Genomic DNA, 16,508 nt, shown 5'->3' with positions numbered 1-16,508 from the left:
ATTTTGATGTGTTACCCGTTTAGCGACAATAAGTTTCAGTATAACACTGTGCACTAGCGACACAAATTTTGCGCGAAAAACTTCTTTTCAAAATGTACGGAACGATCAATACGCCTTTTAATAGTGTAGTATTAAGCACCTGAAAACAGGAGTGACGTGCAATGATGATAAAGTTAGACGAGGCAAAGTTAACTGCTCAGCAAGCTATGTGGGTTGTTTTTAGCCGAGGCAAAATCGTAGTGCAAGAGTCTTCTGAGTCTATTCCTGTTGCTCACCTAACCGATATTCCTTTCTTAGCGTCTTACGTAGATGATATTCATCAACTTCCTCCTTTGAACGAGACAGCAGAGCGCGATATGCCTGTTTTTGTTGTCGATTTAGGTGCCGAACATATTGATGAACCAGGTTGGGAGCGAGTTTCACTCAGACAACTACTGTTTGCTGAGCACGATATTGCGTTTTCCGTTATTGGGCGCGCCTGGCAGTACATTCATTTTTTGCGAACTCATCAATTTTGTGGGCAATGTGGTGCAAAGGCAGAGCGAGTAGATTGGGAAATGGCGATGCACTGTCACCGTTGTCAGCATCGAAGCTATCCACGCGTGTCTCCCTGCATCATTGTTTCTATCCATAACAATGAAAAAATTCTTCTAGCAAAAGGAGTACGCCACAGGGAATCGAATATGTATTCAACCCTAGCGGGCTTTGTGGAGAGTGGAGAAAGCTTGGAGCAAGCGGTCCATAGAGAAGTTTTTGAGGAAGTCGGGGTGAAGGTCAAAAATTTACGCTACTTCAACAGTCAACCTTGGCCATTTCCACATTCTCTTATGGTTGGGTTTATTGCTGAGTATGACGACGGGGAAATTCGCTGTCAGGAAAACGAGATAGATGACGCGAAGTGGTTTGACATAGATGCGTTGCCGACTATTCCACCTAAAGTATCCATCGCTGGACAGCTAATTGCTGAAACGGTGTCTCTAATCGGCGACAAATAAAAAACCCTGCCGAGGCAGGGTTTCAATAAGTCTAGCACGGTCCCATGTAGGGCTTCTTTTCTTTAACGGTTATAGTAATAGCAAACACTCACTTTAAGTGCAAGCGTCTTTTTAAAGTAATGTTCAAGTATTGTTTGTCTTTAATAATCGACACTACACCGATTTGTCGTTAAAACATTGATTTTTTAATACAGGTTTTAGCACACCTTAGTTAAGAATACTGGTATACTTTCGCGCTTAAATATCTTCAGTAATTTAGGTGAGTTATATGTCGCAAAATTTCCCCAGTGTTGATAAGCCCGCGTTAAAGAACGATCGTTACTTACGTGCGTTACTTAAGCAGCCGGTTGATGTCACACCTGTATGGATGATGCGACAAGCCGGGCGCTACCTCCCAGAGTACAAAGCGACTCGTGCAGTAGCAGGCGATTTTATGTCGTTGTGCAAGAATGCAGAACTTGCATGTGAGGTGACGCTACAACCTTTACGTCGTTTTCCTCTCGACGCTGCAATTCTCTTTTCGGATATTTTGACCATTCCAGATGCGATGGGCCTCGGTCTTTACTTTGAAACAGGTGAAGGCCCTCGCTTTAAAAATCCAATCACGTGTAAAGCGGATGTGGATAAAATAGGCCTTCCTGATCCAGAAGGTGAATTACAGTACGTAATGAATGCCGTTCGTACTATTCGCCGTGAGCTTAAAGGTGAAGTGCCATTAATTGGTTTTTCTGGAAGCCCTTGGACACTCGCGACTTACATGATTGAAGGTGGTTCAAGTAAAGCCTTTACCAAAATCAAGAAAATGGCATTTGCTGAGCCAGCAACGCTTCATGCGTTACTAGCAAAACTGGCTGATTCTGTTACTGAGTATCTAAATGCTCAAATCGCTGCGGGCGCGCAGTCAGTCATGGTATTTGATACTTGGGGTGGCGTGTTATCTCCTCGTGACTACAAAGAATTCTCGCTTCAGTACATGGAGCGCATTGTAAGTGGGCTGACCCGTGAAAATGAAGGCCGTAAAGTACCTGTTACCTTGTTCACCAAAAACGGTGGCATGTGGCTAGAATCGATTGCGGCGACAGGCTGCGACGCAGTAGGTTTAGACTGGACTATCGACATTAAAGAAGCGCGTGCGCGCATTGGCGATAAAGTTGCACTTCAAGGTAATATGGATCCATCAATGCTGTATGCTCAACCGCAAAGAATTGAGCAAGAAGTGGCGTCCATTCTAGAAGGTTACGGTGAAGGTAGCGGTCACGTATTTAATTTAGGTCACGGTATCCATCTAGACGTACCACCTGAAAATGCAGGTGTGTTCGTTAATGCGGTACATGAACTTAGTAAGCAATATCACAAGTAAGCGACTTCGATAAAGGAAGTAAAATGAAAACGTGGCTTGTGTTGTTGCTGATAGCGTTTGCATTGATAGCGGGGTATAAATTTTCTGGCTATCAACACCAACTCAGTGAATCCAATGCAGAAAAAGAGCGACTAACCAATGTGTTAGCGCGCTCACGTGCCACCGAAACGAGTGAGCTGAAAGTTATTAAGCCCGCCGCCAAGTTGGTTTCAAATGATACAGGTGCGGTGCTCTTGGATACAAGCGTTACAAAAAACGGAGAGATGAATGTTGCCCCCGTTGCTGAGAATGTCCAAATCATGGCGCCAGAGGTTTTCTACACGAAAACCGAAGGCTCACTCAATACGTTTTTTGCGCTGCCGCCTAACAACGAGCGCTTTGTTTTAGACTCGGTAAAATGTGAGAACGGACATTGCGAAATAACGGGTGAGTATGACGGTTCTGAAACTGAGCTGTCGCGAGTTATTGAAGCATTGGAACAGGAGCCGTGGTGGGAATTCGGCTCGCCCATCATAACCACGCAAGTGGCACAACGAGGCCTGAAACTTAACGTTTCTTTCGCCGCATCCCATTCGCCAAATGCTCGTGTGCGTTATCGGAATAGCACTCAGGCCGATTTAAACAGTCAGCTTGCTTCGGCGGGTTAACCCTAAAACCTATATAGCTAGACTAATTGAATTCGCGGTATGCCTTATTCAAACGTGTACTGGCGTTAGGCGTCTCTTGGTAAACCTTTTTCAATTACGCGAATAAGCCGCGCTTGCTGCCTGTTTTTTGCATCAGACGCTTGTTGCTTCTCTTGCTGCCGCCTAAGGGCCCAATCAATATGTCTGTCCACCAAGTCACTCACGCTCCCTCGTCTTTCTTTCAAAAGCAGAATGCTTTGTTCATCATACGGAGCGTTTCCTAACGCAACGGCAATATTACGCTGCCACTTCTCAAAGCCAATCCGCCTGATGGGAGAGCCTTCCGTATTGCGCAAGAAGGTTTCTTCAGACCAGCCGAAAAGCGCATTGAGACTTTGGCCGTGTAGCACTTGTCGCGGGTGGAAATCTTCTTCACTGGTAACGTCGGCAAAGCGATTCCAAGGGCAAACAAGTTGGCAATCGTCACAGCCATAAATGCGATTGCCCATCATGGGGCGCAAATCTTCGGGAATATCTTTGTGTGATTCAATGGTGAGATAGGAAATACAGCGACGGGCATCTACTTTATAAGGCGCAACAATTGCATTGGTCGGGCAGATGGTTAGACACGCCGTGCAGGTGCCGCAACCCTCTTCAATTGGTGAGTCAGTGGGTAATGGCAAATTGATGAACAGCTCACCTAAGAAGAACCAAGAGCCGGCTTCTTTGTTGAGTGTCAGGCTGTGTTTCCCCGTCCAGCCAATACCCGCTTTTTCAGCAATAGCGTGTTCCAATACGGGGGCTGAGTCTACAAACGGGCGATATTGGGTATGCGCCAGGGATGCGGTGATTTTCTCACCCAATTGCTTCAGACGTTTGCGCAGCACTTTGTGGTAGTCACGGCCCAATGCATAGCGGCTGATGTATCCTATTTCTGGCGTTTTTAAATGCTTGGCAAACGAGGCGTCAGGAGGTAAGTAGTTCATGCGAACGCTGATAACCCGTAATGTTCCTGGGACCAACTCATCAGGCCGGGCACGCTTCATCCCATGACTCTCCATAAAGGCCATGTCACCGTGATACCCATTGTCTAACCATTCCCGAAGGTGCGCCTCGTGCTGATGTAGATCAATATCGCTGATGCCAACCTGCTGAAAGCCTAGCGCTGTACCCCAAGCCTTGATATTGTTGGTTAATTCAACAAGGTCGATAGAACTAAATTCGGACATGTGCTCATGCTAGATACTCAATTAACGTCAAGTTTATCATACAAATTATTTCGGGCCGATCAGGTTAGGGAAAATGAGGGACAAGCCGCCGCGAATTCGGGCTGCGATATGTTCACGTTGATGCAACGAGCTGGTGATGTGGTGTTTAAGCAGTGTCTTGAGCTTATGCCAAACTCAGACGTTTACTTAGTGCTGGTGGGCCAAGGTAACAATGCGGGTGACGGCTACATTGCAGCAATAAACGCAAAACTTGCGGGTAAACAAGTGCACTTATGTGCGGTTGAGCCTGAACGTACGCTGGATGGTGATGCTGGCAAAGCACAGCAGCGCTGGCTCGATTCAGGAGGCAGTATCAATGGGTTTGACGCTGCGCTCCTCGAGAAGTCTGACGTAGTGATAGATGCGCTTCTTGGTACAGGTATTAATAGCTATATTCGCAATGAGTTTGCAGACATCATTGATGCGGTGAATGCGTCATCAACACCGGTTGTAAGCGTTGATGTGCCGTCAGGGCTTGATGCAAATACAGGACAGAGCCTGGGGCGATGTGTTCAGGCTGATATCACCGTTACTTTTGTGGGCATTAAGCCGGGGCTTGTTACTGGTGCGGGTAAACAATCGTGCGGTAAGTTAGTGTATGCGGACTTGGGTATCGGCAAAGCGTTCCAAGCATTAGCTAAAGCGAGCGCGACCATGCTAAATATCGACCACTTTAAAGGTATGGGGCCACGGGAGATTAACAGTCATAAAGGGACTTATGGTCGACTGTTGTGCATTGGCGGTAACCGTGGAACAGCAGGTGCCATTCGACTCGCCAGTGAAGCCGCGCTGAGAAGTGGTGCGGGCATGGTACGCGTGTATACCCATGAGTCGTCAGTCGTTCAGGTCAGTGCAGGCAGACCTGAACTCATGGTCACCGACTTTAATTTGGAAGATGCATTAGCTTGGGCAACCTGTGTGGTTATTGGACCGGGTCTTGGGCAAGATGAATGGGCAGAAAGCGCATTTGAAACCACCATGAAGCACTGTCAAAGCCACAATAAGCCTGTGGTCATTGATGCTGACGCGCTAAATCTGTTGTGTCAGCAGTCAACCGCGTACACCTTGTCTGACAGTATTTTAACCCCTCACGCGGGCGAAGCTGCGCGTTTACTCGGTGTTTCTATTGATGATGTAGAAAGCGACCGTTTTAACTACGCAAGGCAGTGCTCACAGCGATACCACGCAGTCTGTGTACTAAAAGGAGCGGGCACGCTTATCGACAATGAAAAGAAAACCTGGGTTTGCCGTCACGGTAATCCAGGTATGGCTACCGCAGGAAGCGGTGATGTATTAAGCGGAATATTGGGCGCGTTGCTCGCGCAAGGCGTAGAAACAGATATTGCAGCGAAATATGGTGTAGTGCTTCATGCTAAGGCTGGCGATGATATTGCCCAACTGTATGGTCAACGTGGTATGATAGCGAGCGATTTGTTTGACGCAGTACGTGCGCTTATAAACCACTAGTTAGCGTGGTTTTGTCTTGAACGGGCAGGCATCTACTGTGTTATTCGGCTTTCTATTACTGTGGAATATTGTTGATGTCTTACCCGCATACCTCTTTTTTTGCTAATGAAGTAGATGATACTGCGCAGCTTGCCAGAGATTTAGCGCAGGCTGTTTCGAGTCAACTCCCTACCGATGCTGTTATTTATTTAAACGGCGACTTAGGTGCAGGGAAAACGACATTTAGCCGATATTTCATTCAATCTTTAGGTCATTCAGGTAGCGTTAAAAGTCCAACCTATACATTGGTTGAACCTTATGAGTTGGATGGCGTCAATATCTATCACTTCGACCTGTATCGCTTAGCCGACCCAGAAGAGTTAGAGTTCATGGGAATTCGCGATTACTTTGGTTCGGGCGCTATCGCGCTTATTGAATGGTCGGAAAAAGGGGGCGAATACTTGGCATCCCCAGACTTAGTGATTAGTATAAATATTACGCCATCGGGTAGGCAGTTTAATTTGGAAGCAAAAAGTGCCCACGGTGCGAAATTGCTTCAGCAATGCAAGCGCGTTTAGCGCAAATGCGAAATGAAAGAAAAACTGAATAAATAGCCGCTCCGGAGTTGACGAGAGCAGCATAACAATAACAGAAAGGCTAATTATGGTGCGCAGTATAGTTTCGGTATTATTATTGTGTTTCGTCGTGCAATTCGCACACGGTGCGCAAAATAACATCGACGGGGTTAGGATATGGCCGTCGCCGGACAATACGCGCGTTGTTTTCGATATGAAATCAGCGCCAGAGTTCACCTATTTTACGCTCAAAAATCCGCTTCGGCTTGTCATCGATCTTAATAACACCAGCGACACCGCTAAGCTTTCTGGTATTGAAAACAGCGGTGATTTGATTAAAAAGCTGCGCTACTCCACGCCGAAAAACAAATCATCTGCCAGAGTGGTTGTTGAGCTCAATAGAAATACAAAGCCCTCGTTATTTGCAGTAACCCCCGATGGTGCTTACGGACACAGGCTGGTTGTCGATTTACCAGATAGCGCGCCGAAGCCGTCGCCAACGTTATCAGCGTCGGCATCAACTGGCTCTGTCGTTATTGATGATTCTACCAGTGCCCGAGACCGAGACATTATCGTCGCCATCGACGCCGGGCATGGTGGACATGACCCAGGTTCAATCGGTCCGGCTGGTACCTATGAAAAGCACATCACCCTGAGTATCGCCAAAAAACTGGAAGACATGATAAACCGGGAGCGAGGTATGCGCGCCATCATGACTCGTGGCGATGATTATTATGTTTCTCCTAATCGACGTCCTGAAATTGCGCGCGAGAAAAAAGCCGATTTGCTTATTTCCATCCACGCCGATGCGTTTAGTCAGCCTCAACCGCGAGGTGGTTCGGTGTGGGTACTATCCATGCGAAGAGCAGACACTGAATTAGGCCGCTGGCTAGAGAAATCTGAACGTCACTCTGAATTACTCGGTGGTGCAGCTGAAGTGATCAATGATAAATCAAGCGAGCGATATCTTACTGAAACCATACTGGGTTTATCGATGGATCACAGCATGGCGACCAGCCACGATTTAGGTAATAAAGTGGTTGAAGAGCTAAAGCAGGTGACCAGTCTGCATAAAAGAAAACCACAAGCCGCCAGTTTTGCAGTTTTGACCGCGCCTGACATCCCCTCTATTTTGGTTGAAGTTGGTTTCATTTCTAATCCGCAAGAAGAGAAGAATCTGAACTGGTCTAAACATCGCGAACGCTTAGCGAATGCCATGTTTAATGCGACTAAGCGTTACTTCAAGCAAGTTCCCCCTGATGGTACACTGTGGGCACAAGAAAGGGCGAACAACCGAACGCACAAAGTAAGAAGCGGCGAGTCGCTCTCGTTATTAGCACAGCGTTACAATGTAAAAGTAAGCAGCATCAAAGCAGCGAATGATCTTTCAAGTGATGTTGTACGCGTAGGGCAGGTACTAAATATTCCGAGAACCTAAACCTAGGTTTTGTTTCATCGGCTTTTTCAGCACTCATTGCACTTACATGTCGTATCGCCACGAATCCATATAGTTAATATCATAGGGTAGTCCTTTGCCTATACAGCTTTTATCTCCCCAACTTGCAAACCAGATTGCCGCTGGTGAAGTGGTTGAGCGCCCCGCGTCTGTGGTTAAAGAATTACTAGAAAACAGCCTTGATGCTGGTGCCACCAAAATAGAAGTCGATATTGAAAAAGGTGGCCACAAACGCATTCGAATAAAAGACAATGGGTCAGGCATTGTCAAAAGTGAACTGCAGCTGGCATTGAGTCGCCATGCAACCAGCAAAATCACCACTCTGGATGACTTAGAACAAATTCTCTCTCTTGGCTTTCGTGGCGAAGCGCTGGCCAGTATTAGCTCGGTAAGCCGGTTAACACTGACATCGCGCACTGAGTCTCAAGGTGAGGCGTGGCAGGCCTATTGTGAGGGTAGGGAAATGGCGGTATATATCCAGCCAGCGGCCCACCCTGTTGGCACCACAATTGACGTGGCAGATCTGTTTTACAACACGCCAGCAAGACGTAAGTTTTTACGCACCGAAAAAACCGAATTTCAGCATATTGAAGAAGTCATAAAACGCATAGCACTGAGCTATCCCAAGGTTTCATTTGTTTTAAAACACAACGATAAAGTAGCAAAGCGCTTTATCGCCGACAAAGCAGGCAGTTTAGCCACCCGAATTGGCGCTGTGGTTGGACAAAAGTTTGTTCAAAACGCCGTACATATTAGTACCGAGTATGAAGGTCTTCACATTGATGCTTGGCTAGGTAATGAGGCCATGCTTCGCAGCAGTAATGATTGCCAGTTCAGTTTTGTTAACGGCAGAGGCATGCGAGATAAGCTTATTATGCACGCTATTCGCCAAGCGTACGAAAGCGTTTGGGGGGTGGTGGAGCAACCAAGCTTTGTGGTGTACTTAACGGTTAACCCTAAAGATGTGGATGTAAATGTTCATCCCGCCAAGCATGAGGTGAGGTTTCAACAAGGCAGATTGGTACACGACTTTATCTGTAAAACCGTGAGTGATGCGCTGCATGCCATGACCGACGAACAGCCTTTATCAGGAATGGACGCAAGCCGTCCTTCGGGCTCAGATTTCATGTCTTCTCAGGTAGAACACGATTACATTAGGCCTTTACAGAATCAAACGTCGGATAATGCACAGGCGCTCAACGAGTCTTCTCGTTACTCGACGGGGGGAATCTCGCAAGGCGCGCCACAGTCTTATGGGCAATTTACAGGCAGTCCAAGAAATACATCCTCGGGAAGTGCCAGTGGTGGACGAAGTGGTGGCGCTGCACATAAGCAAAGTCGAGGGCCAAGTGCGGCATATCAGTCAAATTACAATGCGTTAATGACGCCAAATAGCGACATTATTAACAACAATGCAGACCCGATGCCCGTTGCAGAGCACGTTAATCTAACTTCCCAGTGTAGAATTTACCCAAAATCAGAAAAAATTTACCTTCTTTGTGCAACTAAAGTTGCAAGTATCTGGTTAAGCGAACTATTTTTAAAAGCGCAGCATGGACAACCGTTGTTAATGCCCGTTGCTGTTTCGCTCAATAATGTCAATGAGCAACTGGTTACACTGCTAAACGACGCGCATTTTGAAGTGAATAAAGTGGCTGGCAAATATCGGCTGCAACAGGTGCCGGCCGGCACCAGGCACTTGCCGTGGCTCAAGTGGTTTGAATACTTCTTATTAGTTGAACTAAATGATGAAGTAAATTCACTTGATGATGCCGTAAAATCATTGGTTTTGCCTGAACATGTTTTAGATGAAGAGACATCAAATGCGCTGTGGTACTGGTTGGATCAGCAGAGCGAAGTGAAACAATGGGAAATTATTGAGCAATTTGCTAAAGTGCGCCCCTTAAATTCAGTGCTAGATGTATGGGGAGAATAAGGTGTCCAATGGCATAAATTCTGCATTGCCAGTAATAGCAATTATGGGCCCCACGGCATCAGGCAAGACAGGCTTGGCGCTTGATATAGCGGCCAAGGTTGAAAGCGAAGTAATTAGTGTTGATTCAGCCCTTGTTTATAAAGGTATGGACATCGGCACTGCGAAGCCAACGCAGGAAGAGCAAGCAGGTGTAGTACATCATCTAATTGATATTATCGACCCTGCACAAAGCTATTCGGTGTCGCAATTTGTAAACGACACTAATGCGCTAATTGGCGATATTTTAGCGCGTGGCAAGGTGCCAATTTTGGCTGGAGGTACAATGATGTACTTTAATGCCTTGATAAATGGAATTTCGCCACTACCTAAGTCAGATGAAAAGATACGGGACGAAATAACACAGCAGGCACAACGCTTGGGTTGGTCTAAATTACACGATGAATTACGTGGTGTAGACCCAATTAGTGGTGAGAGAATTCACCCCAACGACCCACAGCGAATTACCCGTGCGCTGGAAGTGTATAGAAGTACCGGCAAGACGTTGACACATTGGCAACAACAAGAGGGTGAAAAGTGCCCTTATAACATTGCACAATTTGCCATAGCGCCCGCAGACAGGGCAGTGTTGCACGAACGTATAGCGACCCGCTTTGATTTGATGTTGGAGCAAGGGTTTGAGAATGAAGTAGTAAAGCTCTACGAACGCAGTGATCTTCATGAAGATTTGCCTTCTATTCGTTCGGTAGGGTACAGACAGATGTGGCAGTACCTAGACGGCCAATTGAGTTACGCAGAAATGCGTGAAAGAGGCATTATCGCTACAAGACAGCTCGCCAAGCGTCAGCTCACGTGGTTACGGGGCTGGGAGCAGGTTACATGGCTAGACACATTTGCTAACGATAATTTGACTAAAATTACAGCGAAAGTCACACTTTAAATGTTTGAGTGTGGTATATATTAGACGTGCAGTGATAGTGAAATTCCTATCACGAATAATAAAAACTAAGGATATCAAATGGCTAAAGGGCAATCTTTACAAGACCCATTCTTGAACGCTTTGCGTAAGGAACGTATTCCAGTATCAATTTATCTGGTAAACGGTATTAAACTTCAGGGACAGGTTGAATCTTTCGACCAGTTCGTAATTTTACTGAAGAACACAGTAAGCCAAATGGTGTATAAGCACGCGATTTCTACTGTTGTTCCAGCACGCGCTATCACAATGCCTAGCGCAGGAGATTCTGAAAATACTAAAGGTGAATAATTTAAAAGGTAACGCGCTTGTTTGACCGTTATGAAGCCGGTGAACAGGCTGTACTTGTTCATGTTAATTTTTCCGACGAGAACAGTAAAGAAGACTTAAGTGAGCTTGAATTGCTTGTGTCTTCAGCAGGGGTTAATGCGGTAGAAGTTATTACGACTTCGCGCAGTGCGCCTCATGCTAAGTTTTTTGTTGGTTCAGGTAAGGCAGAGGAAATAGCAGCGGCAGTGAAAGCACACGATGCCAACGTTGTTATTTTCAACCACGCGCTTTCTCCTTCTCAGGAGCGTAATTTAGAAGCGGTGTGTAAATGCCGGGTGTTAGATAGAACGGGGCTAATTCTTGATATTTTTGCGCAGCGCGCAAGAACACATGAGGGTAAGCTTCAGGTCGAACTAGCCCAGTTGAGGCATATCTCAACTCGTCTCATCAGAGGATGGACCCACCTTGAGCGTCAAAAAGGTGGTATTGGTCTTCGCGGTCCAGGTGAGACACAGCTAGAAACTGACCGTCGGCTACTTCGTGGTCGTATTAAAGCCATTCTTCGTCGTTTGGAAAAAGTGCAAAAGCAACGCGAGCAGGGTCGCCGCTCGCGCAAACGCGCTGAAATTCCAACGGTATCCTTAGTTGGCTATACGAATGCGGGAAAATCGACGCTGTTTAACACCATTACCGACTCACACGTTTACGCTGCCGATCAGCTGTTTGCAACGCTAGATCCCACGTTACGCAAAATCGATTTAAAAGACGTAGGGCCGGCTATTTTAGCCGACACGGTAGGTTTTATTCGTCATCTTCCCCACGACCTCGTTGCTGCGTTTAAAGCGACACTTCAAGAGACTCAAGAAGCAGATTTACTGCTCCATGTGGTTGATATTGCTGATGCAAAATATCGCGAAACCATGGATGAAGTTAATGATGTACTTGAAGAAATTGAAGCTGGAGAGATTCAACAATTACTAATCTGTAATAAGATTGATAAACTAGACGACGTTCAACCGCGTATAGAAAGAAACGACGAAGGCGTGCCTGTCAGAGTGTGGCTATCTGCACAAACAGGCGAAGGAACGGAATTATTGAGCCAAGCTTTAACCGAATGTTTAGGTAAAAGTATGGTGAATTACACATTAAAGATTCCGCCTGCACAAAGTCGATTGCGCGGCGTGTTGTACGAACTAAACTGTATTGCTAGTGAAGAATACGACAGTCAGGGAGACTGGGTAGTTGATGTAAGAATGCCCGCCGCTGACTGGAACAGACTTGAAAAACGTCTGGAAAACGGAATATCAGAGTATGTTGTGCGACATTAGTCAGTGCTAGTCACTGCATTGAGCATGCGAAATTCAAAAATATAACAGTAATCTATGGAGTATCAGCATGGCTTGGAATGAGCCGGGTGGCAATAATAACGACCCGTGGAAGAATCGCGGTGGGAAAGAGCAAGGTCCCCCAGATTTGGACGATGTTTTTAAGAACTTATTTGGTAAGTTTGGAAAGTCAGGTGGCAACGGTGGCGGCTCAGGCAAAAGCCTAGGTGGTATCGGCGCTGGTATTCTTGTAGGTTTACTTGTCGTAATTTGGTTCATTAGTGGTTTTTACACTATTCGTGAAGCAGAGCGTGGCGTAGTGCTTCGCTTCGGTGAGTATCACGAGCAGGTTGAGCCGGGTCTTCGTTGGGCGCCAACGTTCATTGACTCAGTAATCCCAGTTGATGTTCAGTCAATTCGCGACCAGTCATCTTCAGGCTCTATGCTTACAGAAGACGAAAACGTGGTAAGCGTTCAAATGGAAATGCAATTTCGCGTTGTAGACCCATATCGTTGGACGTTTGCCGTTGAAAGCCCTGAGCAGAGTTTAAGTCAGTCTCTTGATAGCGCTATTCGCTACGTAGTTGGCCACTCTAAAATGGACGACGTACTTACCGACGGCCGTGAAGTAACGCGTCAGCGTGTATGGGAAGAGCTTCAAGCGATCATTGAACCCTACAACATGGGTGTTTCCATTATCGATATGAACTTCCGTGATGCCCGCCCACCAGAGCAAGTTAAAGATGCTTTTGATGATGCGATTGCTGCACAGGAAGATGAACAACGTTTTATTCGTGAAGCTGAAGCTTATGCGAGAGAGATTGAGCCACGTGCACGTGGTCAAGTAAATCGTATGAATGAAGAAGCGCAAGCCTATAAAGAGCGTGTAACGTTGGAAGCGCAGGGTGAAGTGGCACGTTTTGAAGAGCTGCTTCCACAATATGAGCGCGCACCTCAGGTTACTCGCGAACGTATCTATCTTGAAACCATGGAAGAAGTGTTGGGTAACACCAGCAAAATCATGGTTGATAGCAAAGGCGGAAACAACATGATGTACCTGCCTCTGGATAAAATTATGGAGCGTCAGCAGTCGTCGTCTAACGATCGCTCACGCAACACGCTAGAAAGCTTACAAACACCTGTAACTGATACTTCAGGCAGAAGCCGTAATTCGTCGCCAACCTCTGGTTTACGCGGTGACAGCTACAGAGAAGGGAGATAAGCATAATGAAGAATTTATTAATAGCAGCATTCGTTCTTCTTGTTTTGCTTGCATCAGGTTCTCTGTTTGCAGTTAAAGAGGGTGAGCGTGCCATTGTTATTCAATTTGGTAAGGTTCAGCGCGATGACGCGACCGGTGAAACTCGGGTTTTTGAGCCAGGTTTACACTTTAAACTTCCGTTTATTGACTCGGTACGCCATTTAGATGCGCGTATTCAAACGTTGGATGGAACGCCTGATCGCTTTGTAACAAGCGAGAAGAAAGACCTGATTGTTGACTCTTATGTTAAGTGGCGCATAGAAGACTTTGCACGTTACTACCTATCAACGGGTGGCAACAAGCTGCAAGCAGAAGCGCTACTGAAGCAAAAAGTAAACAACGGCCTACGTTCTGAGTTTGGTACTCGTACTATTGCACAAATCGTTTCTGGTGAGCGTTCAGCGCTTATGAACCAGGCAATGGAACAAGCTTCTACATCGTCTGATGAGCTTGGTATTGAAATTGTAGACGTACGCGTTAAGCAGATTAACTTACCCACTGAAGTGAGCAACTCGATCTTCCAGCGTATGCGCGCAGAGCGTGCCGCCGTAGCTCGTGAGCATCGTTCAGAAGGTCAAGAGCAAGCCGAAGTCATTAAGGCAAACATTGATGCGAAGGTAACGGTAATGCTTGCTGATGCTGAGCGTAATGCACGTCAACTTCGCGGTGAAGGTGATGCGATTGCGGCACAAATTTACGCTGACGCTTACTCAAAGAACGCTGATTTTTACAGCTTCCTGCGCAGTATGGACGCGTATAAGCAAAGCTTTAACAGCAAACAAGATGTCATGGTTATTGCACCAGACAGCGACTTCTTCAAGTATATGAACAAGTCAAACGGTAACTAAATAGCCGTAATTTGAAGCTTTAAAAACCAGTCTTTTTAGACTGGTTTTTTTACGCCTTTTGAAAGGCTAACGGTATGATATAGCGAGTTATATTTAATCTGTGTAGCCGGGCCATTTAGGAAAATGTACACTGACTTAACCCTTCATTTACCCTATCTACTGCCAAAATTTTACTAAATCGAGTAAAATACCGTCTGAATACTATTAAAACACGTCACTATTTATGTACAAGGTTGATGCCTTCCCAGCATTAACCTTGGTGTGGTAGACGTCAATAAACGACAGAGGGAAGATTTTGACAACGGAAAATACAAATACAGTGTCTGCCGATGATAGGAGCGGACAAGGTGGGTTATTCTCGCGATTTCTCACCACGGTGGAATGGTTAGGAAACCTGCTCCCACATCCAGTAACGCTGTTCGCTCTGCTTTCACTTTTCATTGTGTTACTTAGTGGGATACTTGGTTACTTTGACATTGCTGTAGCTGACCCTCGCCCAATAGGTGCAAAGGGGCGTGAAGAAGACGGTATGATTGAAGTCATATCGCTGATGAGCGCAGAAGGTTTGCAGCGAATAGTGACAGGCTTGGTTACCAATTTCACAGGCTTTGCGCCACTGGGTACCGTACTTGTTGCGCTTCTTGGTGTATCGGTAGCAGAACATTCTGGCCTGTTATCAGCAGCAATGCGCGCGTTGGTAATGAATGCCTCTAAACGTGCCGTGACCTTTGCTATCGTCTTCGCAGGTATCATTTCAAACACAGCATCAGAGCTTGGCTACGTGGTACTTATTCCACTGGCCGCGATGATTTTCCACTCGTTAGGTCGTCACCCGTTAGCGGGTCTGGCCGCCGCGTTTGCAGGTGTATCGGCTGGCTATAGCGCCAACCTACTGCTTGGAACTGTCGACCCACTGTTGTCGGGTATCACGGAAGCCGCTGCTCACATGATTGACCCCGACTATATGGTAGGTCCAGAAGTAAACTGGTACTTCATGTTCATCAGTACCTTCGTTGTAGCCACAATGGGCGCGTTGGTCACCGAAAAGGTTGTTGAGCCGAGACTCGGTAAATTTGACCCTGCTGATGCTTCCATAGATTTAGGCAAGCAATCAATGGACGCGCCTACGGATTTAGAAAAGAAAGGCCTGCGTTGGGCAGGTATATCGTTTGTTATTGTTTGCGCGATACTAGCGCTAACGGTAGTGCCAGAAAACGGTATATTGCGTCATCCAGAAACAGGTGAAGTAGCGGGCTCTCCGTTCCTTAAAGGCATTGTTGCATTCATATTTATCACCTTTGCTATTCCTGGCTTTGTTTACGGTAAAGTTACCAAGTCGATGAAGAACGACAAAGATGTTATTGATGCCATGTCTAAGAGCATGGGGGCAATGGGTCTTTACATTACGCTAGTATTCTTTGCTGCGCAGTTTGTTGCGTTTTTCAAGTGGACAAACCTAGGTACAGTATTAGCCGTTAAAGGTGCTGCGTTGTTACAAGCGGCAGGGTTAGATGGCCCAGCGGTGTTTATTCTGTTTATTTTGATGTGTGGTGTAGTGAACCTGTCGCTAGGGAGTGCATCAGCGCAATGGGCGGTAACAGCACCTATTTTTGTGCCAATGCTCATGCTCATAGGCTACGCGCCTGAAGTGATTCAAGCTGCATACCGTATCGGCGATTCAGTAACAAACGTCATCGCGCCAATGATGAGCTATTTCGGCCTAATCTTGGCCATGGCTGCAAGGTACAAGAAAGACTTGGGAATGGGCACGCTTATAGCAATGATGTTGCCTTACTCTATGGTGTTTATCGTAGGCTGGACAATATTATTCTACATTTGGGTGTTTCTGCTCGGAATGCCAGTTGGCCCAGGCGCGGCGACATATTATCAGCCTTAATTAAATAGCTTGGTCAAAAGCCACCTAGTTTAATAAGTGGCGAGCTAAAAGCGGCACATGTTTTTGAAAAGTATTTTCGAACATATGTCGCTTTTTTAATACCTAAAATCTATCACGGTAATCTCAGTTTTTTGACGTTACGGCAGATCATAATCTAAGGTAATTCAGTATAATACGGATATAGCGCAGTACTTCTCGGACTATGAATACATGAAATACAAATCGAACAAAGGTTTTACTCACGGGCAACCAGCTGACTCTTATACAAATCT

General features: G+C 46.2%; 14 protein-coding genes. 13 read left to right on the top strand and 1 reads right to left on the bottom strand.

What is annotated here, in order from left to right:
- The first annotated feature begins 161 nt into the window (after positions 1–161).
- The 3 genes from nudC (at position 162) to QVA83_RS20735 (ending at position 3,002) form a co-directional block, all read left to right on the top strand.
- Positions 162–995: an NAD(+) diphosphatase gene (gene nudC / locus QVA83_RS20745; RefSeq protein ID WP_287498908.1), complete on the top strand. Its 834-nt coding sequence runs from the start codon at positions 162–164 to the stop codon at positions 993–995.
- A 268-nt stretch (positions 996–1,263) separates the two neighbouring features.
- Positions 1,264–2,355, top strand: coding sequence for a uroporphyrinogen decarboxylase (gene hemE, locus QVA83_RS20740; protein ID WP_014951100.1), 1,092 nt, complete (start codon positions 1,264–1,266; stop codon positions 2,353–2,355).
- Between the two features lie 23 nt (positions 2,356–2,378).
- Positions 2,379–3,002, top strand: coding sequence for a hypothetical protein (locus QVA83_RS20735; RefSeq protein WP_049585697.1), 624 nt, complete (start codon positions 2,379–2,381; stop codon positions 3,000–3,002).
- Positions 3,003–3,067: 65 nt separating this feature from the next.
- Here QVA83_RS20735 and queG read toward each other — a convergent pair whose 3' ends face one another.
- Positions 3,068–4,210: a tRNA epoxyqueuosine(34) reductase QueG gene (queG, locus tag QVA83_RS20730; RefSeq protein ID WP_287498907.1), complete on the bottom strand. Its 1,143-nt coding sequence runs from the start codon at positions 4,208–4,210 to the stop codon at positions 3,068–3,070.
- Positions 4,211–4,216: 6 nt separating this feature from the next.
- On the opposite strand from queG, the gene QVA83_RS20725 reads away from it, so the two are divergent.
- From QVA83_RS20725 to QVA83_RS20680, 10 genes are all read left to right on the top strand, one after another.
- Complete coding sequence (locus QVA83_RS20725; RefSeq protein WP_061486732.1) at positions 4,217–5,716, top strand: bifunctional ADP-dependent NAD(P)H-hydrate dehydratase/NAD(P)H-hydrate epimerase; 1,500 nt, start codon at positions 4,217–4,219, stop codon at positions 5,714–5,716.
- 74 nt (positions 5,717–5,790) lie between these two features.
- Positions 5,791–6,273 (top strand): tRNA (adenosine(37)-N6)-threonylcarbamoyltransferase complex ATPase subunit type 1 TsaE, encoded by a 483-nt coding sequence (gene tsaE, locus QVA83_RS20720; protein WP_014951096.1) that lies wholly within the window; start codon positions 5,791–5,793, stop codon positions 6,271–6,273.
- Positions 6,274–6,358: 85 nt separating this feature from the next.
- Positions 6,359–7,708 (top strand): N-acetylmuramoyl-L-alanine amidase, encoded by a 1,350-nt coding sequence (locus QVA83_RS20715; protein ID WP_014951095.1) that lies wholly within the window; start codon positions 6,359–6,361, stop codon positions 7,706–7,708.
- A gap of 94 nt (positions 7,709–7,802) precedes the next feature.
- Positions 7,803–9,662 (top strand): DNA mismatch repair endonuclease MutL, encoded by a 1,860-nt coding sequence (gene mutL, locus QVA83_RS20710; RefSeq protein ID WP_287498906.1) that lies wholly within the window; start codon positions 7,803–7,805, stop codon positions 9,660–9,662.
- 43 nt (positions 9,663–9,705) lie between these two features.
- Entirely contained in the window at positions 9,706–10,599 is an 894-nt protein-coding gene (gene miaA / locus QVA83_RS20705; protein WP_051129072.1) for a tRNA (adenosine(37)-N6)-dimethylallyltransferase MiaA, read from the top strand.
- Positions 10,600–10,677: 78 nt separating this feature from the next.
- The gene (gene hfq / locus QVA83_RS20700) at positions 10,678–10,926 is read left to right on the top strand and encodes an RNA chaperone Hfq (protein ID WP_014951092.1); all 249 of its coding nucleotides are present in this window, start codon (positions 10,678–10,680) and stop codon (positions 10,924–10,926) included.
- Positions 10,927–10,943: 17 nt separating this feature from the next.
- Complete coding sequence (hflX, locus tag QVA83_RS20695) at positions 10,944–12,233, top strand: ribosome rescue GTPase HflX (protein ID WP_014951091.1); 1,290 nt, start codon at positions 10,944–10,946, stop codon at positions 12,231–12,233.
- A 67-nt stretch (positions 12,234–12,300) separates the two neighbouring features.
- On the top strand, positions 12,301–13,452 hold the full coding sequence (gene hflK, locus QVA83_RS20690; protein ID WP_014951090.1) for an FtsH protease activity modulator HflK: 1,152 nt from the start codon (positions 12,301–12,303) through the stop codon (positions 13,450–13,452).
- Between the two features lie 5 nt (positions 13,453–13,457).
- Entirely contained in the window at positions 13,458–14,339 is an 882-nt protein-coding gene (gene hflC, locus QVA83_RS20685; protein WP_014951089.1) for a protease modulator HflC, read from the top strand.
- Between the two features lie 295 nt (positions 14,340–14,634).
- A complete protein-coding gene (locus QVA83_RS20680) occupies positions 14,635–16,236 on the top strand; it encodes an AbgT family transporter (RefSeq protein WP_502711478.1) in 1,602 nt (533 codons plus the stop codon).
- Positions 16,237–16,508: the final 272 nt, after the last annotated feature.

Origin of the sequence: Alteromonas sp. AO-Serp, from assembly GCF_017849675.1 — a bacterium.
Taxonomy (GTDB): domain Bacteria; phylum Pseudomonadota; class Gammaproteobacteria; order Enterobacterales; family Alteromonadaceae; genus Alteromonas; species Alteromonas macleodii.
The sequence above is the reverse complement of the archived record's forward strand: the minus strand, read 5'-3'. Positions and strand labels throughout refer to the sequence as shown.